This window comes from Micromonospora sp. CA-248089 (assembly GCF_050948515.1).
In the GTDB taxonomy this organism is placed as follows: domain Bacteria; phylum Actinomycetota; class Actinomycetes; order Mycobacteriales; family Micromonosporaceae; genus Micromonospora.
On record NZ_CP192016.1, the window covers coordinates 6,456,905 to 6,478,331 of the forward strand.

18 protein-coding genes and 1 pseudogene are annotated in these 21,427 nt (G+C 72.4%); 9 read left to right on the forward strand and 10 right to left on the reverse strand.

Features of this window, described 5'->3' with window-relative positions; genetic code table 11:
• Positions 1–120 precede the first annotated feature (120 nt).
• The 7 genes and pseudogenes from murJ to ACQP26_RS30355 all read left to right on the forward strand — a co-directional run bounded on the left by murJ (position 121) and on the right by ACQP26_RS30355 (position 8,397).
• On the forward strand, positions 121–1,869 hold the full coding sequence (murJ, locus tag ACQP26_RS30325) for a murein biosynthesis integral membrane protein MurJ (RefSeq protein ID WP_269703354.1): 1,749 nt from the start codon (positions 121–123) through the stop codon (positions 1,867–1,869).
• A 409-nt stretch (positions 1,870–2,278) separates the two neighbouring features.
• Positions 2,279–3,889 (forward strand): protein kinase family protein, encoded by a 1,611-nt coding sequence (locus ACQP26_RS30330; RefSeq protein ID WP_269703353.1) that lies wholly within the window; start codon positions 2,279–2,281, stop codon positions 3,887–3,889.
• Positions 3,890–3,932: 43 nt separating this feature from the next.
• Positions 3,933–4,637: an RNA polymerase sigma factor SigM gene (sigM, locus tag ACQP26_RS30335; RefSeq protein ID WP_433494604.1), complete on the forward strand. Its 705-nt coding sequence runs from the start codon at positions 3,933–3,935 to the stop codon at positions 4,635–4,637.
• Positions 4,634–5,580: pseudogene (locus tag ACQP26_RS30340) on the forward strand (hypothetical protein). The gene sigM and the pseudogene ACQP26_RS30340 overlap by 4 nt, the downstream one beginning before the upstream one ends.
• Before the next feature lie 177 nt (positions 5,581–5,757).
• Positions 5,758–6,711 (forward strand): thioredoxin-disulfide reductase, encoded by a 954-nt coding sequence (trxB, locus tag ACQP26_RS30345; RefSeq protein WP_030499494.1) that lies wholly within the window; start codon positions 5,758–5,760, stop codon positions 6,709–6,711.
• A gap of 38 nt (positions 6,712–6,749) precedes the next feature.
• Entirely contained in the window at positions 6,750–7,073 is a 324-nt protein-coding gene (gene trxA, locus ACQP26_RS30350; protein ID WP_013289375.1) for a thioredoxin, read from the forward strand.
• 163 nt (positions 7,074–7,236) lie between these two features.
• The gene (locus ACQP26_RS30355; RefSeq protein WP_120574075.1) at positions 7,237–8,397 is read left to right on the forward strand and encodes an N-acetylmuramoyl-L-alanine amidase; all 1,161 of its coding nucleotides are present in this window, start codon (positions 7,237–7,239) and stop codon (positions 8,395–8,397) included.
• Positions 8,398–8,405: 8 nt separating this feature from the next.
• On the opposite strand, the gene ACQP26_RS30360 is transcribed toward ACQP26_RS30355, so the two are convergent.
• The gene (locus tag ACQP26_RS30360) at positions 8,406–9,071 is read right to left on the reverse strand and encodes a GNAT family N-acetyltransferase (protein ID WP_120572526.1); all 666 of its coding nucleotides are present in this window, start codon (positions 9,069–9,071) and stop codon (positions 8,406–8,408) included.
• A gap of 283 nt (positions 9,072–9,354) precedes the next feature.
• On the opposite strand from ACQP26_RS30360, the gene ACQP26_RS30365 reads away from it, so the two are divergent.
• Both ACQP26_RS30365 and ACQP26_RS30370 read left to right on the forward strand, forming a co-directional pair.
• A complete protein-coding gene (locus ACQP26_RS30365) occupies positions 9,355–10,668 on the forward strand; it encodes a PLP-dependent aminotransferase family protein (protein WP_269703345.1) in 1,314 nt (437 codons plus the stop codon).
• 7 nt (positions 10,669–10,675) lie between these two features.
• Entirely contained in the window at positions 10,676–11,671 is a 996-nt protein-coding gene (locus ACQP26_RS30370) for a D-alanine--D-alanine ligase family protein (protein ID WP_281579458.1), read from the forward strand.
• Positions 11,672–11,674: 3 nt separating this feature from the next.
• Here the strand turns inward: ACQP26_RS30370 and ACQP26_RS30375 are convergent, their stop codons facing one another.
• From ACQP26_RS30375 to rpmH, 9 genes are all read right to left on the reverse strand, one after another.
• Entirely contained in the window at positions 11,675–12,604 is a 930-nt protein-coding gene (locus ACQP26_RS30375; protein WP_433494605.1) for a hypothetical protein, read from the reverse strand.
• A gap of 1,830 nt (positions 12,605–14,434) precedes the next feature.
• A complete protein-coding gene (locus tag ACQP26_RS30380) occupies positions 14,435–15,475 on the reverse strand; it encodes a ParB/RepB/Spo0J family partition protein (protein WP_433494606.1) in 1,041 nt (346 codons plus the stop codon).
• A 27-nt stretch (positions 15,476–15,502) separates the two neighbouring features.
• Positions 15,503–16,840, reverse strand: a complete 1,338-nt coding sequence (locus ACQP26_RS30385) for a ParA family protein (RefSeq protein WP_269703338.1) — start codon at positions 16,838–16,840, stop codon at positions 15,503–15,505.
• A gap of 245 nt (positions 16,841–17,085) precedes the next feature.
• The gene (gene rsmG, locus ACQP26_RS30390; RefSeq protein ID WP_433496233.1) at positions 17,086–17,838 is read right to left on the reverse strand and encodes a 16S rRNA (guanine(527)-N(7))-methyltransferase RsmG; all 753 of its coding nucleotides are present in this window, start codon (positions 17,836–17,838) and stop codon (positions 17,086–17,088) included.
• Positions 17,839–18,179: 341 nt separating this feature from the next.
• Positions 18,180–18,770 carry a protein jag gene (locus ACQP26_RS30395; protein ID WP_269703336.1) on the reverse strand — a complete coding sequence of 197 codons (591 nt, stop codon included), beginning with the start codon at positions 18,768–18,770 and terminating at the stop codon, positions 18,180–18,182.
• Between the two features lie 209 nt (positions 18,771–18,979).
• Complete coding sequence (gene yidC, locus ACQP26_RS30400) at positions 18,980–19,981, reverse strand: membrane protein insertase YidC (RefSeq protein WP_269703334.1); 1,002 nt, start codon at positions 19,979–19,981, stop codon at positions 18,980–18,982.
• Positions 19,982–20,221 (reverse strand): membrane protein insertion efficiency factor YidD, encoded by a 240-nt coding sequence (yidD, locus tag ACQP26_RS30405; protein ID WP_013477538.1) that lies wholly within the window; start codon positions 20,219–20,221, stop codon positions 19,982–19,984.
• 44 nt (positions 20,222–20,265) lie between these two features.
• Positions 20,266–20,679 (reverse strand): ribonuclease P protein component, encoded by a 414-nt coding sequence (gene rnpA, locus ACQP26_RS30410; RefSeq protein ID WP_281579455.1) that lies wholly within the window; start codon positions 20,677–20,679, stop codon positions 20,266–20,268.
• A gap of 34 nt (positions 20,680–20,713) precedes the next feature.
• Positions 20,714–20,851, reverse strand: a complete 138-nt coding sequence (rpmH, locus tag ACQP26_RS30415) for a 50S ribosomal protein L34 (RefSeq protein ID WP_184680567.1) — start codon at positions 20,849–20,851, stop codon at positions 20,714–20,716.
• Positions 20,852–21,427: the final 576 nt, after the last annotated feature.

The window sequence follows — 21,427 nt, forward strand, 5'->3', positions numbered from 1 at the left end:
TATCGGGCCGGAGGTGGATCGACCGCGCCGGGCGCGGGTAACGGGCCCGGGTTGACTAAGGTTCCGGTTGGGCGGGGCCGGCCGGGCCCGGTTTGCCACGTACCCCTTGGAGGCTGGTAGATGAGCGGCGGGCTCTACCGCAGCGCGAACGCGCACGGCGGCGGCCTGCCGCCGGACGACGGCGCCACCTTCATCTCCGCCGAGCCGCTGAACCAGCCCGGCGTCGAGGCCGTCGCGCCGCCGCAGGAGGTGGTCGCCGAGACCAGCGCCGCGGCGAACAGCGCGGTGATGGCCATCGGCAGCCTGGTGAGCCGGGGTACGGGGTTCATCCGCAACCTGATGATCGGCGCCGCGCTCGGCACCATGGTCGGCGACGCGTTCACCACCGCGCAGTTCCTGCCCAACCAGGTCTACGAGTTCCTGCTCGGCGGCGTGCTGACGAGCGTCCTGGTGCCGGTGCTGGTCCGCCGGCGCAAGATCGACGCGGACCGGGGCGAGGCGTACGCGCAGCGCCTGCTGACCCTCGCGGTGCTGGCCCTCGCCGCCACCGCGCTGATCGCTGTGGTGCTGGCGCCGGTACTGACCGCCCTGTACGCGGCCGGCAGCGACGACCCGGCGTACACCACGCTCGTCACCCGGCTGTCGTACCTGATGCTGCCGATGCTGTTCTTCACCGGCATCAGCGCGCTGATCGCCGCGGTGCTGAACACCCGAGGGCACTTCGCCGCCCCCATGTGGGCGCCGATCCTCAACAACATCGTGTCCATCTGCACGTTCGGCCTGTACATCGTCGTCTACAGCGCGAAGGCGCTGCCGCCCGGCGAGGTGGGCTGGGACCGGATCCTGCTGGTCGGCGGCGGCACCCTGCTGGGCGTGGCGGTGCAGGCGATCGGCCTGCTGCCCGCGCTGCGCAAGGTCGGCTTCCGGTGGAAGGCACGGTTCGACTTCCGCGAGCTGGGGCTGCGCGAGCTGGCCCGGCTCGGCGCCTGGATGTTCTGCTACGTCGCGGTCAACCAGCTCGGCCTCTTCGTGGTGGTCAACCTGCTCAACCGGGCCACCGGCGGGGACGGCGAGAACGCCGGCCTGCTGATCTACAACAACGTCTTCCTGCTGCTGATGATGGCGCACGGCATCATCGCCGTCTCGATCATCACCGCGCTGATGCCGCGGATGAGCGCGGCCGCGGCCGAGAACCGCTTCCACGACGTCACCGCCGACCTGTCCCGGGGCACCCGGATGGTCACCGCGGTGCTCGCGCCCATCGCGGTCTGCTACGCGGTGCTGGCCGCCCCGATCTCGGTGGTGGTGTTCCGGTACGGCGCGTTCACCGGCGACAACGCGGTGGCCACCTCGACGGTGCTGCTGGTGGCGGCGATCGGCCTGGTGCCGTTCGCGGTCAGCCAGCTGTTCACCTTCGCGTTCTACGCGCTGCCGGACACCCGTACCCCGGCTCTGATCAACATTCCGGTGGTGGCGCTGCGCGTCCTGCTCCAGGTGGGCCTGTTCCTGATCTTCTCGAACACGTTCGCGGCGGCCGGGATGATGCTCGGCAACGCCGTGTCTTACCTGGCGGCGGCGATCATCTCGGCGATGCTGCTGCGGCCCCGGGTGGGCCGGATCGGGCTCGGCGGGATCATGCGGACGCTCGGCCGGGTGGTCGTGGCGGCGCTCGGCGCCGCGCTGGTCGGCCTGCTCGTGGTCGCGGTGCTCCCCGGTGACCCGGCGGACCTGAGCTGGCTCGCCGCCGCGGTCCAGTTGGTGATCGGCGGAGCGGCGATCGGCGCGACCTACCTCGGGCTCGCGATGGTGCTGCGGATCGGCGAGATCACCGAGGTGGTCGGGATGGTCCGGCGGCGCCTCGGGCGTTGACCGCCTCGGTGACCGACGGTGAACGAGGATCACCAGGCTGGGGATACGGCTGTGGATAACTTGGAATTTCCCCGTCCACTGGGCCTCTCGGCCTGTGGACAACCAACCGTACGGACGAGGGAGCGCAGGCCGGGGCGGGGAAAACCTCCCCGCCGCCGCGCCGGTACGCCCCTGTGCCGCCTCCTTGCCGTCAACCTCTAGATTGGCGGTGCGTGTCCGGCTCGCCCGCCGGGTGGGCGGGTGACCCGGCCGGGGCCCGCGGCGACTGGCCTTCCGGCCGGTCACAGCGGGAAGATGACATGTCGGAGAACCGGGCATCCCGGGTAAGGTCGCTCTCGACGGGTACGACCGGGATCGACGCGGGTGTCGACACCGCGGCCGTTCCACCGAAGGCAGAGCGGGAAGCCACATGCCCAGCAGCACGGGTCCATCGATCGACGCGATCACCGAGGGAGGACGGGTGACCCAGGTCGGCGAGGGTCAGGAAGCGGAGGAGACCTCTCCTGCGGTCGTGACCTTCGGTGCTCCCACGGTCGGTGAGCTGCTCGCCGAGCGGTACGAACTGGTCGAGCACATCAACAACGACAGCGCGGGCCGGCTGGTCTGGCGCGGTGTCGACGTGGTGCTCCGCCGTCCCGTCGCCGTGGTCCTCCGCTACCCGGGTGGCGACTCCGCCACCGAGATGCTCCAGGCCGCGGTCGCCGCGAGCCGCGTCATCCACCCCAACCTGGTCGGCGTCTACGACGCGATCGACGAGGACGACCGCGCCTACGTGGTCCGCGAGTGGGTCGACGGGCAGTCGCTGCGCGAGATGGTGGCCGCCGACGGGCCGCTGGACCCGGCCCGGGCCACCGCGATCGGCAACGCCGTCGCCAGTGCCCTCGCCGCCGTGCACGCCACCGGCATGGTGCACGGCAACCTCCACCCCGGCACCGTCATGATCAGCGACGACGGCCGGGTGGTGCTCGCCGACGCGCGTACCGACGGGGCGGACAGCCAGGAGAACGACCTGCGGGCGGTCGGCGGGGTGCTCTACTTCGCCCTCACCGGGCACTGGCCGCACGGCGAGGCTCCGCTGCACGGCGCCACCGCCGGGCACGGCCGCGCCGCCCTGCCGGACGCCGTACGGGACGCCGGCGGTGCCATCGCCGCGCCCCGGCAGATGCGCGCCGGTGTGCCGGCCTACCTCGACGACCTCACCATGGATCTGCTCGACTCGGAGATCCCCCCGCCGTCGTCGGACGTGCTGGCCGCCGAGTTGAGCCGGCTCGACATCCCGGCGGACGAGCAGTTCCTGGAGCAGGCCGGCCCGCTGCGCTTCGCCGCCGACCCCGGCGAGGAGCCCTCCCCGCTGGCCGCGGCCGGCGGCCGCAAGGTCGCCATCGGCATCGCCGGCCTGCTGGCGGTGGCCCTGGTCGGGCTGCTCATCGGCATCAACGCGCTCGGTGGTGGCGACGACGGCGACAAGGAGCCGGTCGCCCAGCCGTCGAACAGCGCGCCGGCGACCGGGGGCGGGACCGAACCCGCCGCGCAGGTCCGCAAGCTCACCATCGAGGCCGTACGGATCATCGACCCGGACGGCGACCGCGCCGAGGTGCGCAACGCCGAGAAGGTCATCGACGGGGACGACGACGAGGGCTGGGAGACCAACACCTACCGGACGAACGCCAAGTTCGGCGGCATCAAGAAGGGCATGGGCGTCTGGATCGACCTGGGCGCCCCGCACTCGGTCAAGCAGTTGGAGGCCACGCTCTCGGCCACCGGCGCCACCGTCGAGTTGCGCGCCGGCACCCGCGGCGACTTCCCGTCCACGTCCTCCGGTGACAAGCAGCTCGTCAACGCCTACTCGACGATGATCGGGCCGGCGAACGAGGACGGCGGCACAAAGATGATCTTCAACGCCTTCGAGCCGGACCAGAAGTACCAGTACCTGCTGTTCTGGATCACCAAGCTGCCGGTGAAGGACAACGGCAACACCTGGAAGCTCGGCGTCCAGGAGATCGTGGTCCAGGGCTCGTGACCCGGCCGCCGTCCCCGCCGCGCCACCGCCGCCGGATGTGGTGATGGCGGACCGCGACGGCACGCGTCCCGGCCGCTCCGACCTGGAGCTGCTGCGGGCGCACGCGGCCGGCGACCGGGATGCCTTCACCGAGCTGTTCCAGCGGCACCGGGACCGCCTCTGGGCGGTCGCGCTGCGGACGATCGGCGACCGTGAGGAGGCCGCCGACGCCCTCCAGGACGCCATGCTGTCGGCGCACCGCGCGGCGGCCCGATTCCGGGGCGACTCGGCGGTCACCACCTGGCTGCACCGCATCGTGGTGAACGCCTGCCTGGACCGGATCCGGCGGCGGCAGACCCACGCCACCGTCCCGCTGCCCGACGGGGTGCACACCGACGGCGAACCGGGCCGGCACACCGGCGGTCCGGAACCGGCCGCGCCCGCGCGCGACCACGACACCGCGCTCGTGGTCCGGCAGGCGCTCGCGGCACTGCCCGCCGAACAGCGGGCCGCGCTGGTCCTGGTCGACGTGCAGGGCTATCCGGTGGCCGAGGTCGCCGCCATGCTCGGCGTCGCCGAGGGAACAGTCAAGAGCCGGTGCGCCCGTGGGCGGGCCCGCCTCGCCGTGCTTCTCGGGCACCTGCGGACCGGCACCGACGCCCCGGCCGGCGACGTGCCGCGGCTCACCTCCGGGAACCGTAGGCGCCCCGAGGGCGTCGGATCCTCGTCGGGATCGTCCCGTCAGGCCGTCAGCCAGGAGGAGCCGTGACTTCCCGGGAGTTCAGCGAGGTCGACCACGACCTGCTCGCCGACTACCTCGGCGGGGCGCTGGACGGCACCCCCGAGCAGGCCACAGTGGCGCGGCTGGTCGAGCAGGACCCGGCGTGGCGTGCCGCGTACGAGGATCTCGCCGACGCGGTCGGCCTGGTCGGCGCGGATCTGGCCGCCTGGGCCGCGGACCCCGCGCCGGAGATGCCGCAGGCGGTGGCCGACCGGATCACCGCGGCGCTCGCCGGGGCCGGTCCCGCGCTGCGCGACGGTACGCCGGTCGTGCCGGCGCAGCCCGGCGGCGCGAGCCGGCCACCCGGTACTGCCCCCGTCCCGACCGGCACAGCGGACCCGGTCGCCGCCCTCGGCGCTGGGCCCGTATCGCCGGGCCGGTGGCGCTGGCCGCGGCCTCGGTCGCCGCGGTGGGGCTCGGCGTGGGCCGGATGGCCGACTCGGGCGACGGCGGCGTCAGCACCGCCGACCGGGCGGGCGGGGAGGCGGCACCGATGGCCGCCGCGCCGTACCGGACCACCGGACCGGCGGTGCGCAGCGGCACCGACTGGACGCCGGAGCGCCTCGCCGCGGGTGGGGCACTCGCCGGGACGAAGTCGAGCACGGGGGACATGGCCGGGCCGTCCGGCGCGGCGAAGGACGGCGCGGAGACGCCCCTGTACAGCGAGGGCCGACGCCTCGGCGCCGCCGGCGGACTGGACCGGCTGGCCCGGCCGGAGACGCTCGCCGCGTGCCTGACCGCGATCGGCGCCGAGCACGGCGCCGGGCCGCTCACCGTGACCATGGTCGACTACGCCCGCTACCAGGGCACCCCGGCGCTCGTGGTGACGTTCGCGGACGCGACCGGCGCCCGCTGGGGCTGGGTGAGCGGGCCGGAGTGCGGGGTACCCGGGTCCGGCGCGGACACGCGGTTCCGGACGCGGGTAGGGTGAAAACGCGGTCACGACGCTTGTCCCGTCACGTGACCTGACCCACCGGATGACCGGCTCGGGAATCCCCGCTTCGTACGATGACGTTCTGCAAGTCAGGCGCCGGCGCCCCCAGAGCCGTCGGCACTCGGGATCGACATCGGTGCGGCCGGTGACGAACACACACATCGGGAGACGGCAGTGGACGAGGTCCGCAACCTGATCATCATCGGCTCCGGTCCGGCCGGCTACACGGCGGCGGTCTACGCGGCCCGCGCCAACCTGAAGCCCTTGGTGATCGAGGGCGTGCAGTCGGGTGGCGCGCTGATGACCACCACCGAGGTGGAGAACTTCCCCGGCTTCGCCGACGGCATCCTCGGCCCCGAGCTGATGGACAACATGCGCAAGCAGGCCGAGCGTTTCGGCGCCGAGTTCCTCACCGACGACGTGACGCGCGTCGAGTTGAAGGACACCGGCGAGATCGGGTCCGACGCGGTGAGCACCGTGTGGGTGGGCGAGACCGCGTACCGCGCCCGCGCCGTCATCCTCTCCACCGGCTCGGCCTGGCGTCCGCTGGGTGTGCCGGGCGAGCAGGAATACCTGGGCCACGGCGTGTCGTCCTGCGCCACCTGTGACGGCTTCTTCTTCCGCAACCAGCACATCGTGGTTGTCGGCGGCGGCGACTCGGCGATGGAGGAGGCGAGCTTCCTCACCCGCTTCGCCGAGTCGGTGACGATCATCCACCGCCGCGACTCGTTCCGCGCCAGCAAGATCATGGCCGACCGGGCGCTGGGCAACGAGAAGATCAAGGTCGAGTGGAACTCCGTGGTCGAGGAGATCCTCGGCGACGACGGCAAGGTCAACGGCGTACGGGTGCGCAACGTGCACACCGGCGAGAGCAAGGTGCTCGACGTCACGGGCGTGTTCGTGGCGATCGGGCACGACCCGCGCAGCGAGCTGTTCCGCGGCCAGGTGGAGCTGGACGACGAGGGGTACGTGAAGGTGGAGGCCCCCAGCACCCGTACCAGCGTGCCCGGTGTGTTCGCGGCGGGTGACGTCGTCGACCACACCTACCGGCAGGCCATCACGGCGGCCGGCACCGGCTGCGCCGCCGCGCTGGACGCCGAGCGGTTCATCGCCACCATCCAGGGCTGAGAGTTCCACGAGCAAGGTTCGGAGGAGGAGAGTTCATAGTGGGAGCAACCAAGGCGGTCACGGACGCCAGCTTCGTCAGTGACGTGCTGCAGTCCGACAAGCCGGTGCTGGTCGACTTCTGGGCGGAGTGGTGCGGCCCCTGCCGCAAGGTCTCGCCGCTGCTGGAGGAGATCGCCGGCGAGATGAAGGACCAGGTCACCATCGTCAAGCTCAACATCGACGAGAACCCGGAGACGGCCCGCGCCTACCGGGTGATGTCGGTGCCGACGCTGACCATCTTCAAGAACGGCCAGCCGGTGCAGTCGATCGCCGGCGCCAAGCCGAAGGGCGAGCTGGTCAAGCTCATCGAGTCGGCGCTCTGAGCCGTACCGACACCGCCGCAACCCCCGTCACCACACCCGGTGGCGGGGGTTGCGGCTTTCCTGACCTGCATGAACACGAACCCGTTGGGTATCGGCCACGGTACGCTCCGTAAGCATTCCGTCGGAGTTCCGGTCCGCCAACGTCCGTGCAGAGGGGGTCGTCGTGCGTCCGATCCGACCCGGTGACCAGGGACCGGCGGTGGCCGAGATCCGTACCGTCCTCGCCGGCCTGGAACTTCTCCCCGCCGAGGCCGGAGGCGACGACTACGACGCCCAGACCGAACGCGCGGTACGGGCCTTCCAGCAGTCCCGCGGCCTCAGCGTCGACGGACGGGTCGGTGCCGAGACCTGGCGGGCGCTCGACGCGGCCCGCTGGCGGTTCGGCGCCCGCGCGCTCTACCACGCCGTACCCGAGCCGCTGACCGGCGAGGACGTCCGCTCTCTCCAGGAACGCCTGCTGGAGATGGGGTACGACGTGGGCCGCGCCGACGCCATCTACGGCATCCGCACCTCCCGCGCGGTGGCGCAGTTCCAGCGGGAGATGGGCCTCAAACCGGACGGCTCGTGCGGGCCGCACACCGTCAACGCGTTGCGCCGCCTCGGCCGCAAGGTGGTCGGTGGCCGCCCGCAGTGGCTGCGCGAGTCCGACGCCATCCGGCAGGCCGGTCCCACGCTCGTCGGCCGGACCGTGGTGATCGACCCGGGGCACGGAGGCACCGACCCGGGCGTGGTGGTGCCCGACGGCACGCTGCGCTGGAGCGAGGCAGACCTCGTGCACGACCTCGCCAGCCGGCTGGAGGGGCGGCTCGCCGCCGCCGGCGTACGGGTACAGCTCACCCGGGGTCCGTCGCCGGGCGACTGCCTGCCGGACGCGGACCGGGCCCAGCTCGCCAACTCCCTCGGCGCCGACGTGTTCATCTCGCTGCACACCGACGGGCACGCCAACCCGGAGGCCGAGGGGGTCGCCACGTACCACTACGGCACCGACAACGGCGTCACGTCCGCGACCGGCGAGCGTCTGGCCGGGCTGGTGCAGCGGGAGATCGTGGCCCGCACCGGGCTGCGTGACTGCCGTACCCACGCCAAGGCGTGGGAGTTGCTCCGGCTCACCCGGATGCCCGCGGTACGCGTCGAGGTCGGCTACCTCACCTCGCCGGACGACCGGGCGCGTCTCGTCGACCCGCGCTTCCGGGACCGGGTGGTCGAGGCCATCGTGGCCGGAGTGCAGCGGATGTACCTGCCGATCGAGCGGGACGTGCCGACCGGGTCGATCGACGTGAGCGAACTGCGGGCGATCGTCGCCGCCGGCACCGTGGTCGACTGAGCCGCGGCTCAGCTCGTCGAGCGGGTGGCGGGCGCCGGGCGGACCGGCCGCAGCAGCGTCTCCGGGCTCATCGAGCCGAGCAGCTTCTCCAGCGCGTACTCGACGTCCGACTTCCAGCTCAGCGCCGTCCGCAACTCCAGGCGCAGGCGCGGGTAGCGCGGGTGCGGCCGGACCGTCTTGAAGCCCACCGAGAGGAAGAAGTCCGCGGGTGCCACGCAGGCGCGGGCCGGGTCGTCCGCGTCGTCGCCGAACTTCGCGTCGCCGAACGCCTCGATCGCCTTGATGCCGCGCTTGGTCAGGTCGCGGGCCACGCCCTGCACCAGCATCCGGCCCAGCCCGCCGTCGGCGAAGGCGGGCACCACGTGCGCGGTCATCAGCAGCGCCGCGTCCGCCGAGACCGGCGAGGTGGGAAACGCCATCGAGCGCGGGACGTACGCCGGCGGGGCGTACATGACGAAACCGGCCGGCATGCCGTCGACGTAGACGAGCTTGCCGCAGGAGCCCCACTCCAGCAGCGTCTGGGAGACCCACGCCTCCTTCTCCAGGCCCGGGTCACCTGCCGCGCAGGCCCGCTCGGCGGAGACCGGATCCAGCTCCCAGTAGACGCACTGCCGGCAGGATCGAGGCAGGTCCTCCAGCGTGTCCAGGGTCAGGCTGACCAGACGTCGCGACATGAGCGCACCCCACCAATAGGCTCGGAGCGCCGGTTCCTCCCGCGCCCTCCTGCTCCCGACGAGCGATCGTACGCCCCTGTCCGGCGGTACGGGAGGGAACGCGCGAACCCCCGCCCGGACGGCCGAGTGGCGGGTCCGGGATGTGGACGTGTCCACACGGCCGGTGCCGCTACCGTCACCGGGGACTACGATCGACCAACCGGCCCCCGCCGCCAATGGATGTCGGCATCGCGGGTACCACACCGGGCGGCAGCCCCGCCGACACCCGATCGAGGTGATGTCCATGACCGGCACGACGCTCGACGACTACACCGACCGGTACGCCCGGCGCGTCCGCGGGATGACCGCCTCGGAGATCCGGGCACTCTTCGCGGTGGCCAGCCGGCCGGAGGTCGTCTCGCTCGCCGGTGGGGCACCGTACATCGCGGCGCTGCCGCTGGACGCGGTCGGCGAGATGCTCGGCCGGCTCGGCTCCGAGCACGGCGCCACCACCCTGCAGTACGGCATCGGCCAGGGCACCCCGGAGCTGCGCGAGCGGATCTGCGAGGTGATGTCCCTGTCCGGGATCGACGCCTCCTGCGGCGCCTCCCCCGAGGACGTGGTGGTGACGGTCGGCGGCCAGCAGGCCCTCGACCTGGTGGCCCGTCTCTTCCTGGACCCGGGTGACGTGGTGCTCGCCGAAGGCCCGACGTACGTCGGCGCGCTCGGGGTGTTCCAGGCCGCCCAGGCCCAGGTGGCCCACGTGCCGATGGACGACGAAGGGCTCATCCCGGAGGCGCTGGAGGTGGCCATCGCCGACCTGGCCCGCGCCGGCCGCCGGGTGAAGTTCCTCTACACCATCCCCACCTACCAGAACCCGGCCGGCGTGACGCTGAGCGAGGAACGGCGCGAACGGGTGCTCGACATCTGCGAGCGCGCCGGGCTGCTGGTGGTGGAGGACGACCCGTACGGTCAGCTCGGTTTTGAGGGTGAGGCGCCCCGGCCGCTGCGGGCCCGGCGGCGCGACGGGGTCTTCTACCTGAGCACGTTCTCCAAGACGTTCGCGCCGGGCCTGCGGGTGGGCTGGATCCTGGCCCCGCACGCGGTCCGCGACAAGCTGGTCATCGCCAGCGAGGCGCAGATCCTCTGCCCGAGCGCCTACGCGCAGTCGGCCGTCTCGACGTACCTCGGCACCATGCCGTGGCGGCAGCAGCTCAAGGTCTACCGCGAGGTCTACCGCGAGCGCCGGGACGCGCTGCTCGACGCGATGGCCGACCTGATGCCCGAGGGCACCACCTGGACCAGGCCGCAGGGCGGGCTGTTCGTCTGGGCGACGCTGCCCGACGGGCTCGACTCCAAGGCGATGATGCCGCGGGCCGTGGCCGCCCGGGTCGCGTACGTGCCGGGGACCGGCTTCTACGCCGACGGCACCGGCGCCGGGAACATGCGGCTGAACTTCTCCTTCCCCACGCCGGAACGGATCCGCGAGGGTGTCCGCCGGCTGGCCGGGGTGATGGAGCAGGAGATCGCCATGCGCAAGGTCTTCGGCGCGGTCGGCGGTGCCGGACCCCGCCGTCGCCAGGGCGGCTCGGACGCGCCCGGCCCCGACTTGGCATGATGCCCGCATGTCCGACAGCCCTGCCGCACCGCCTCCCGTGACCGGATCCGCCGCCGACGACGAGCTGCACGTGCTCGTACTCGCGGGCGGCCTCTCCTACGAACGGGACGTCTCCTTGCGGTCGGGCCGCCGGGTGCTCGACGCGCTGCGCGCGGTGGGCGTCGAGGCGGAACTGCGCGACGCGGACGTGGCGCTGCTGCCCGCCCTGACCGCCGACCCGCCGGACGCGGTGGTGATCGCCCTGCACGGCGCCACCGGCGAGGACGGCTCGCTGCGCGGCGTTCTCGACCTCTGGGACGTGCCCTACGTCGGCTGCGACGCCCGGTCGTCCCGCCTCGCCTGGGACAAGCCGTCCGCGAAGGCGGTGCTGCGTGAGGCGGGCATCCCGACGCCCGACTGGGTGGCGCTGCCGCACGACCGCTTCTCCGAGCTGGGCGCCGTGGCCGTCCTGGACCGGATCGTCGAGCGCCTCGGGCTGCCGCTGATGGTCAAGCCGGCGCAGGGCGGTTCCGGACTGGGCGCCGCCGTGGTCCGGGAGGCGGCGTCGCTGCCGGCCGCGATGGTGGGTTGTTTCGCGTACGACCAGACCGCGCTCGTGGAGCGCTACGTCCCCGGGATGGACGTGGCGGTCTCCGTGCTCGACCTCGGCAAGGGCCCGCAGGCCCTGCCCCCGGTCGAGATCGTGCCGCGCAACGGCGTCTACGACTACGCGGCCCGCTACACCGCCGGGCGCACCACCTGGCACGCGCCCGCCCGGCTCGACGCCGCGACCACCGCCCGGGTGACCGAGGTGGCGCTCGCCGCGCACACCGCGCTCGGGCTGCGCGACGTGTCCCGGGTCGACCTGATCGTCGACGCCGAGGGCGACCCGCACGTGCTGGAGGTCAACGTCTCACCGGGCATGACCGAGACGTCGCTCCTGCCGCTGGCGATCCAGGCCGCCGGGCTGGACTTCGGCCGGGTCCTCGGCACGCTCGTGACCCGGGCCGCCGCCCGCCGCTGAACCTCAGCTCTCCGGGGTACGGGCCGCGCCCGGGACGTTCTCCCGCTCGCCCTGGTCCTCGCCGGCCGTCGCGTCCGCCGGGCTGTCGTCCGGCCCGTCGTTCGGCGTGCCGCCCTGGGCACTGATCGCCGCGTCGCTCGGCGCGCTGTCCTGTGCGTCGGCCTGGCCGCTCTGCGGCAGCTCGCCGGCCTCCGGCGCCGGGTCGGGCTCCGACGGGCCCGCAGAGGGGTCTGAGAGGTCCGCTGCCGCGTCGGACTCCGGGATCTCGTCCGCAGCCTCGATCACCGATACGGATTCCTCCTCGGGCTCCTCAGCGGCGATCTCGGGCGAGGGCGACGAGAGACTCGACGGCGCCTGCCACTGGATGCGCGGCGGCTCGGCCAGCGGGCGGCCACCGAACTCGGCGAGCCACGCGGCCACCATGGCCAGGTTCTCCCGCCACTGCTCCTCGGAGATCGGGGGCAGGATCGAGTCCCACAGCGACAGGAATGTGCCCCGCAGTTGCAGCCGCCCATACGGCCGGGCCAGGAACCACAGGTGCAGGTGCGCCGACCCGTCGCCCCACCGGTTCACGTGGACGCGGGCCACCCCGTCGAGCGATCGGACGGCCCGCTCCAGGCGAACGGTCATCACGCCCAGCTCGGCGGCGAGCAGGTTCGGCAGGTCGCCCAGATCCAGGTGGGAGCGGGACTCCAGGATCAGGACCATCGGCAGGCCGGTGGGCCGGTCCATGGCGCGGACGCGCCACCGCTCACCGACCCAGATGTACGCCTCGTCGGGCGCGTTGCAGGCGGTGCACTCCCGGTCCGCCTCGCCACGGCGGGGAGGTTCGAACGGTACGGGGTCGTCGAGCTGCTTGACACGAAGATCGCCCTCGAAGGGGAAGGACGGCCACTGGGTGAAGTCTGGAACTGAGGGAGGGGTGTCCGGCACGACGCTGACCCTAACCGAGTTGGCGGCGCCTGTCCCTACCTGTTCCACCGGCCGCACACCGGTGTCCACCGCGTTGTCCACAGGCTGCCGAGATCACCAGCACAGCGCGTCATGCACTGCTCAGCAAGGGTTTCCGCGCTTTGTTTCACGTGAAACGAGGAGTGCCTGTGGACAACCGCTGTGGATAACCTCGGGTGGCTCCGTGCCCGTTCTCTCAACGATCCGGCGGCCGATCCGCACCGGGTGTCGGCGGCTCCTCTGGTGCCTGTTTCACGTGAAACGGGGGTACGGACCGAGGGGCACCTCCCGGCCCGGTGCGGGCCGCCTCGTCCCGGACGGCGATCCGGCGGGTCCGGGCGTCGCCGACTGATCGACCCGCGTTCCTCGGAGCCTGTCCCGCACTGCTCCGAGCCCGGGTGACCGGCGTCGGTCGGTCAGGAGGCGCCGTTTCACGTGAAACGGCGCGAGGAGCCGGCTGGCCGTCGGCGCGGGAGATGTCCGGGATGGGCCGCGTTCCCACGCCCCAGGAGTGGGCAGCTTCGACTCGGCAGCCTGGTTCCTCGGTTGCCCCGGGAGGCTCCGGCGGGTGCGCCCAGGCGGTGCGTGTGCGGCGACCTTTCATTGGCCACGCGCCCGGCTCACCCGCATGGACCTCTGGCGGCTGGCGCGGCGTCGGCCAGCGGTCAAGAAGCGGCGAGCGGGGTCTCGACTCGGCGCTGGCACGGTCAGGCGGCGAGCGGGGTCTCGAGCTGGCGCTGGCACGGTCGGGCAGGCGAGCGGGGTCTCGACCCGGCATCGGCACGGTCGAGCACGACGAGCGGGATCCCGAGCCGGCGCTAACACGGTCAGGCCGGCGAGCGGGTCCCAACCCGGCATCGGCACGGCCGAGCACGACGAGCGGGATCCCCGACCCGGCGTGGCGCGGCCGAGCCACACAGCGAGCCCGCGCCCCGATCCGGCGATGACACCGTCAAGGCACACGGCGAGCCCGGTCGCGCCCCGGCGCTCACACCGACCAAGCCACACGGCGAGCCCGGCTCGACCCGGCGCTGACACCGCCGAGCCACACGGCGAGCGCGGCCCGATCCGGCGCCGGCACTATCCAGGGTCCGGCCGCCCCGCCGAGCCGGTCCGCGCGGCGCCCGTTCCGAATTCCCGTGCCCCACCTCGGGCCGGCTCCGAGGTCAGGCCGCGCCCGTTCCGGAACGCGGTCCAGACCGCCCGGATCCGACGTCCAGGCCACGCCCGGCACCCGGACGGCCCCGCCTCGGCAGGGAAGGGCCCGAACCTGAGCTTGGCCGTCGAGGAGGGGTGGCCGGAGCGGCATGCCGCCACGGTTCTGAAAGCGGGTCCGAACCCCAACCGGGGAGCGGGTCGACGGTCCTACGGTTCGGTTCTCGGACGGCGGGCTCGGTTTCCGACAGTCCTGAAGGGCAGCCTGCGCAGGCGGCCACACACCGGATCGGACCGAGTCAGCCGACCACCAACCGGCAACTGCGTGGACCGGCGGACGACCTCTGGGAAATCCGATAGAGAGCCGCCCTGACTTCCATCCCATGGGGCGACGGACACGGGCGCACATGCCCCGCCTGCTTTCAACGGCACGGCCCGCTGCCGAGCCGGATCCCCGCAGGGCCGGTCCACCGTCAACCGGCCGCCACCACGTTTCACGTGAAACCACGGCAGGGAGCCTGCCGCCGTCGGCCGATGCAAGCGGGAATCGACCCGCCACCCTTCGACCGACTCGTGCAGCGCCGAGAGTGCCCGGACACGAATCCGGCCGCACCCCTCGTCGAGAGGTGCGGCCGGATGGCAGATCGGAGGAGCGGACTACGCCTCGGGCTGACCGTCCTGGCCCACGCCGATGATGCCGACGATCCGTTCCAGGTCGTCCACGGTGGCGAACTCGATCGTGATCTTGCCCTTGCTGCGGCCGATGTCGACCTTCACCCGGGTGTCGAAGCGGTCGGAGAGCCGGTCCGCGAGATCGGTGAGGGCCGGGGCGTGCGGCTTCGGCCGGCGCTTGGCGGCTGCGGCCTTCGCCGGTTCCTCGGCGAGCGCCAGGTGCACCAGTTCCTCGGCGCCGCGGACGGTGATGCCCTCGCGGACGATCCGCTCCGCGAGTGCCTCCTGCGCCTCGGCGTTGTCGAGGCTGAGCAGCGCCCGGGCGTGACCGGCGGAGAGCACGCCGGCGGCGACGCGCCGCTGCACGGCGGGCGGCAGGTTCATCAGCCGGATGGTGTTGGAGATCTGCGGGCGGCTGCGGCCGATCCGCCGGGCCAGCTCCTCATGCGTGGCGCCGAACTCCTCGAGCAGTTGCTGGTACGCCGCCGCCTCTTCGAGCGGGTTGAGGTTGGCGCGGTGGATGTTCTCCAGGAGCGCGTCCCGGAGCATCGCGTCGTCCTTGGTGTCCCGGACGATGGCGGGGATCGTCTCCCGCCCGACCGCCTGGGCGGCACGCCAGCGCCGCTCGCCCATCACGAGTTCGAACTTCTCGGGGTCGAGCTGGCGGACCACGATCGGCTGGAGGAAGCCGACCTCCTGGATCGAGGTCTTGAGCTCCTCCAGCGCCTCCTCGTCGAAGACGTGCCGCGGCTGCTTCGGGTTCGGCACGATGGCGTCGACCGGGATCTCCGCGAAGCGGGCGCCGGGCACCGGGCTCAGATGCGGCTCGGGCTCTGCGGCCGGCAGCGGGCTACTTCCGACGCTGCCGGTGATGGCGGCTGTCGCATCGGCGACCGGCGCCGACGGCGACACGGCTGCGGCCGACGACTCCGGCTCAGCGGCCGCCGGTTCGGCGCCCGGTACCGGTCCGGTGGGGATGAGGGCACCGAGCCCTCGGCCCAGTCCGCCGCGGGGACGGTTCTTCATGCGACGCCTCCCAGCGACATCTCCGCACTACGCATTCCGGCTCACCGGCTCCTTGACGCCTCGCTCCGCGATCTCCTGGGCGGCCTCGAAGTAACTCGTGGCTCCCCGCGAACCGGGATCGTAGGTCATCACCGACTGGCCGTAGCTCGGCGCCTCGGAGACACGCACGTTGCGCGGGATGACGGCCTGGAGGACCTTGTCCCCGAAGTGGTTCCGGACGTCCTGCTCCACCGCGTCCGCCAGCCGGGTACGCCTGTCGTACATGGTGAGCAGGATCGTGGAGACCTCGAGCTTCGGGTTGAGGTGCTGCCGGACCAGGTTGATGTTGTTTATGAGCTGGTTGAGGCCCTCCAGCGCGTAGTACTCGCACTGGATCGGAATCAGCACCTCCTGCGCGGCCACGAGCGCGTTGACGGTGAGCAGGCCGAGCGACGGCGGGCAGTCTATGAAGACGTAGTCGAAGTGCCCCGGGTACGCGGCGATGGCCCGCGCCAGGCGGGACTCCCGGGCCACCACGGAGACCAGCTCGATCTCGGCGCCGGCCAGGTCGATGGTCGCAGGTACGCACCACAGGTTCGGGATGCCCTCGACCGCCTGGGCGACCTCCTCGAGCGGCACGCTGTCGATCAGGCAGTCGTACACGTCGGGCACGCCCGTGTGGTGCGGGACGTTCAGACCGGTGGAGGCGTTGCCCTGGGGGTCAAGGTCGACCACGAGCACCCGGTTGCCGTGCAGCGCGAGCGCCACGGCGAGGTTCACGGTGGTGGTCGTCTTGCCCACGCCGCCCTTCTGGTTGGCGACGCACATCACCCGGGTCCGGTCGGGGCGGGGCATGGTGACCTCGCCACTGGGATTCAGGATCTGCACGGCGCGCATCGCCTCCATAGCCAACGGTGGATCATCCTCTTCGCGCGTCGGGGTTTCACGTGAAACGTACGTGCTGGCGTCTACCTCGTCCCCGTACCCGTCGGCCTGTGGCGTGTCGGACGGCGCCACCGTCACCTCGGGGACGGCCTGATGCGGCACGGCCGAGACGGGCGGCTGGGGTTCGTAGCGAGTGGGCACTGCGGCGTTCGCCCGCACCGCGGGCGGGCGCGGGGTCGGCGCGTTCACCGGGCCGTCGGCCGGGTCGAGCGGATCACGGGCCGGCGGTACGTTCGCCGGCACCGACGAGACGGGCCGCACGGGCCCGCCGGCCGACGACTCCCGTCGCTTCGACGGCCGGGCCGGGTACGGGGAGGACGGCTCGCCGGACTCGTTCACCGTCCACTCCTGGTCGTTGGTTTCACGTGAAACGGGGTCGGCGGAGGGCTGCCCTCCTGGTCCGGTCAACCGTGGATCGTCGTACCTGCCGTCGTCATGCACCTGTCATCCCTACCCGCTCCGGATGGTCGGTCCGCACCCGTCGAATCGCGTCCGCGCCTCGCACGGCGCCGTCGGATCGGCGGGAACCATCGGGTTCGGGTGCCGCCCGGCACCGCCGTTCCACACTATCGACGCGCGGTCAGCCTACGGCCGACGGGCGCGGTGGGTCCATGTCGGGTTGTGATCGATCACGTCACGCCCACCGGTCCAACGACCGGATCGGGCGTGCGGAATGGCGTACCGCCTCAGCGGTCGCCGCGACGGCGACCGCCACGCGACCGCTTCGGCTTCTTCGGACGGCGCGGGTTGACCACACGCTCCCGGACCACCTCGACCACCGTCGCCGGGGGTTCGATCACCCCTTCGCCGCAGCGGTGCAGTTCCGGCGTCCCGCCGCCCAGGCGGATCACGGCCTCGGTGTGCTCGGTGATCTCGTCGGCGGCCGACGCGCCCTTGAGCGCGACCAGACGGCCGCCGGGCGCCACCAGCGGCAGGCACCAGGAGGCGAGCCGGTCCAGCGGCGCCACCGCGCGGGCCGTCACGATGTCGGCGCTGAGCGGTTCCCGGTCGCGCGAGCCGGCCGCCGCCTCCTCGGCCCGGCCACGGAACACACGCACGTCCCTCGTCAGGCCGAGGCGCTGGATCGCCTCGATCAGGAAGGCGGTCCGCCGAGCCAGCGGCTCCACGAGCGTCACGGTGAGGTCGGGACGCGCGATTGCCAGCACCAGGCCGGGTAGCCCCGCACCGGAGCCGACGTCGATCACGCGGGCCCCCTCCGGGATCCGCTCCGCCACCACCGCGCAGTTGAGCAGGTGCCGCTCCCAGAGTCGCGGCGTCTCGCGGGGGCCGATCAGGCCGCGGACCACGCCGTCGGTGGCGAGCAGTTCGGCGTACGCGGCGGCCAGGTCGAGCCGGTCACCGAACAGCGCGCGAGCGGCCTCCGCCAGCTCGGGCGGCAGCGTCGCCGTCGCCGGGTCGGGCGCCCCGGCACCGTCCACTAGGGACGGTGGTTCCTCCGACGGCTCCGCGAAGACCGGGTCGGCCGCCACGGCCGGAGCGGCGGGCGTCTCGTCCGCCGCCTGCTCACCGGAGAAGGCGGGGGTCACGTCGACCGCCGGATCGGCGGGCTCGATCCCGGTCACCACCGTCGGCTCGGCGGAGAAGGCGGGCTCTCCGGGGTCGGTCACGGCGCTTCCCGGGTACGCCGGGTCGGCCGGTCCGTCGTCGTCGGAGAAGACCGGGTCGACAGTGGGGTCGGGGCGCACAGCCGACGGCCCGGGCGGCGTACCGCCCGGGCCGGTCACGGCTCCTGCCGTCGTCTCGTCGGAGATCACGGACCTCAGTCCGCCACCGGCCGGACGACGATGCGGCGGTTGGGCTCGACGCCCTCCGACTCGCTCTCCACCCCGCTCATCGCGTTCACCACGTCGTGCACGCACTTGCGCTCGAACGCGGACATCGGCTCCAGGCGCACCGGCTCGCCGTGCTCCTTGACCTTCTCGACCGCGTTCTTCGCCACGGCGGCCAGTTCCTTGCGCCGGGCGGCACGGTAGCCGCCGACGTCGAGCAGCAGGCGGCTCGGCGTACCGGTCTGACGGAACACGGCCAGCCGGGTCAGTTCCTGGAGCGCCTCCAGGGTCGCGCCGCGCTGGCCGACCAGGTTCTGGAGCCGGCCACCGACCACCTCGACAACGGGGCGGCCACCGGAGACCAGCTCGTCGATGTCGCCGTCGTAGTCGAGGATGTCCAGCAGGCCCTCGACGTAGTCGGCGGCGATCTCGCTCTGCCGGAACAGGTCGCTGTCGGCCGGGGCCTTCTTCTCCCGAGCCTCGCCCGGGGCGTCCTCGGTCTCGGTGGCGGCGGTAACGGGGGTCTCCTCGTCCAGGGACTGGTCGGCGCTGGGGATGCTGGTCTCGGTCACGGGTCTCATCTCCGTACTCGCTCGGCCGGACCGTCGGGGGTCCGCTGGTCTCCCGGGGCCGGCGGGAGGTTCGCCGGGTGCCCTCGGGCACGTCTGTACGGGCCAGTTTCGCCCGTGTCCGCGCTTCGCGCGGCGATTCCAGCCCGGCGCCGACTCCTCGGATGGCAGCACGCGGCCGGAACGGGCCACCGCCGACGCGCGACGGTGGCCCCGTGGGCTCAGCCCTGCCGCTTGGCGGGCCGGCTGCCACCCTTCTTCGGGTTGACCGGCTTGGCGCCCGGCTTCGGGCCGGCCACCTTCGGCGCGGCGGCCGGAGCCTTCGCCGGCGGCTGGGCCGCCTTGCGGCCGAACAGGCCACCGGTCTTGGCCGGCTGCACCGGGCCCTTGCCGGCGGTGCTCTTGCCGGCGGTGGTGCTCTTCGCGGTCGGCGGCGGCGGGAACTTCCGCAGCACCCACTGCTGCTGGCCGAGCGTGAAGAGGTTGTTCGTGACCCAGTAGATGATCACACCGATCGGGAAGATCGCGCCCGAGATCAGCAGCGACAGCGGGATGCCGTAGAGCATCAGTCGCTGCACCATGCGCTGCTGCGGGTCCTCTGCCCACCCGGTCTTGAGGATCATCTGACGGCTGGTCAGGTAGGTGGTGGCGATCATGATGATCACCAGGATGCCGGCGACGACCTTGACCGTGCCGGTGTTCGCGCCCAGCCGGCTCAGTTCCTCGGCGGTGGAGCCGAACTTGCCGGAGATCGGCGCGGTGAAGAGCGTCGCGTTCGAGGCGCTGTTGAACTGGTCGACAGTCCAGCCGTACAGGGTCTTGCCCTGGTTGTCCGGGCTGAGGCGGCGCAGCGTGTGGAACAGGCCCAGGAAGACAGGGATCTGGAGGAACATCGGAAGGCAGCCCATGAGCGGGTTGGCCTTTTCCTTCCGATAGAGCTCCATCATTTCCTTCTGGAGCGTCTCCCGGTCACCCTTGTGCTTCTCCTGGAGCTCCTTCACCTTGGGCTGGAGCGCCTGCATGGCACGCTGCGACTTGATCTGCTTGACGAAGACCGGGAACAGGATCACCCGGACCGTCACCACCAGGAAGATGATGGCGAGGATCCAGGCCCAGTTCGTACCGAGTACGGCCCCGACCGGAACTCCGATGGCGTCCCAGGCCGAGTGCCAGGCCAGCAGGATCCACGAGATCGCGTAGTAGATCCAGTCGAGACTAAACACTCAGGCTCCAGTCACGTCGGAACGGCGGCGGTCGCCCGGCTCCGGAACCGGGTCGTGTCCACCAGGGTGGAAGGGATGGCAGCGCGACAGCCGACGGACCGTCAGCCAGGCTCCCCGCAGCGCACCGTGCCGGGACACCGCCTCCACGGCGTAGGCACTGCACGACGGGTAGAACCGACAGCGGGCCGGCAGTGCCGGACTTATCCACCGACGGTACGCGATGATGGGCGCCAGCAGCATGCGGGCACCGGTTGTGGGCGGCGGAGTCGCCGTCGTCGGGCCGTTCACCGCGACCGCCGTCCCCGGGGGGACCGCGCGGCGGCGAGGGCGGCGTCCAGGTCGGCGCCGAGCCGGGCGTACGTCGCGTCGGCCGCTGCGGGCAGCGCGCGTACCACGAGGGTGGTCCCGGCGGGCAGCGCGTCCAGCCGCTCGCGAACCAGGTGCCGGAGCCGGCGGCGGACCTTGTTGCGGACCACCGCCCCGCCGACGGCCTTGGACACGACGAAGCCGGCGCGGCTCGGTGCGGAGATCTCCGCACCGCTGCTTCGCGCCGGCTCCGGCGAGGGTGTCGCGGTCGTGCCGATCGATCCGGGGAGGGTCAGGTGGACCACGACGGCGCCGCGGCCGACGCGTCGGCCACCGCGGACCGCTGCGGCGAAGTCGCTACTGCGCCGCAGTCGTTGCGCGGCGGCCAGCACGACTGCCCACGTCCCCGGACCGGACCTGTCGGCGTCAGGCCGACAGGCGGGTGCGGCCCTTGGAGCGACGGGTCGCGATGATGGCGCGGCCGGCACGGGTGCGCATGCGCAGCCGGAAGCCGTGGGTCTTCGCGCGCCGGCGGTTGTTCGGCTGGTAGGTGCGCTTGCTCACGTCAGGCTCTCCGTTGTCGTACGCCCCGCGCGGCGGATCGCCCGGGGTCGTGTGCTGGTCCAGATCACCTGCCGGTGACCTCCGATCGGCGCTGCCGTGACACGCTCCCCGGCGATGCGGGGTGACAGCCACGGACAGCAAGCATCAATCACCCTAGCAGAGGGCGAGAGAGCAGCCGCTCCAGCCTACGCAGGGGCGCAATGACCGTCAAACGTCACACTCCGGCGTCCGACCTGCGGGCAAGCGCGACCGAAGGGGCGGTTTTCACTGATGTTGCCAAGGTCGTCTGGGTGTCGCCGGTTGATGCTGTGGGGTCCGCGCTGTTAGCGTGCGCGATTGCGGTCGGCGTCGGGGGTCCGGGGTTTGTCGCCGATCGGCAAGACCGGACACGCTGTTGAATCGTTCGGCACGGTGAACCCGCTTCAACGCCTCCGTGAATCGAGGGGGGCAGGTCCGACCCGCGTCCGGTGGGCGGCCACAATCGGTCGGTACACAGGCTGTGGATAACTTGTGGATGACGACCGGTCAGCCGTCCGGGCGGGCGTGAGAAGGAGCAGGCGAGGGGGTGGCACGACG

Excerpts from the sequence above, each read along its gene's own strand:
- murJ (WP_269703354.1), top strand. The coding sequence starts at position 121 with ATGAGCGGCGGGCTCTACCGCAGCGCGAACGCGCACGGCGGCGGCCTG.
- ACQP26_RS30330 (WP_269703353.1), top strand. The coding sequence starts at position 2,279 with ATGCCCAGCAGCACGGGTCCATCGATCGACGCGATCACCGAGGGAGGA.
- sigM (WP_433494604.1), top strand. The coding sequence starts at position 3,933 with ATGGCGGACCGCGACGGCACGCGTCCCGGCCGCTCCGACCTGGAGCTG.
- ACQP26_RS30360 (WP_120572526.1), bottom strand. The coding sequence starts at position 9,071 with ATGTCGCGACGTCTGGTCAGCCTGACCCTGGACACGCTGGAGGACCTG.
- ACQP26_RS30365 (WP_269703345.1), top strand. The coding sequence starts at position 9,355 with ATGACCGGCACGACGCTCGACGACTACACCGACCGGTACGCCCGGCGC.
- ACQP26_RS30370 (WP_281579458.1), top strand. The coding sequence starts at position 10,676 with ATGTCCGACAGCCCTGCCGCACCGCCTCCCGTGACCGGATCCGCCGCC.
- ACQP26_RS30380 (WP_433494606.1), bottom strand. The coding sequence starts at position 15,475 with ATGAAGAACCGTCCCCGCGGCGGACTGGGCCGAGGGCTCGGTGCCCTC.
- ACQP26_RS30395 (WP_269703336.1), bottom strand. The coding sequence starts at position 18,770 with ATGAGACCCGTGACCGAGACCAGCATCCCCAGCGCCGACCAGTCCCTG.
- yidD (WP_013477538.1), bottom strand. The coding sequence starts at position 20,221 with ATGCTGCTGGCGCCCATCATCGCGTACCGTCGGTGGATAAGTCCGGCA.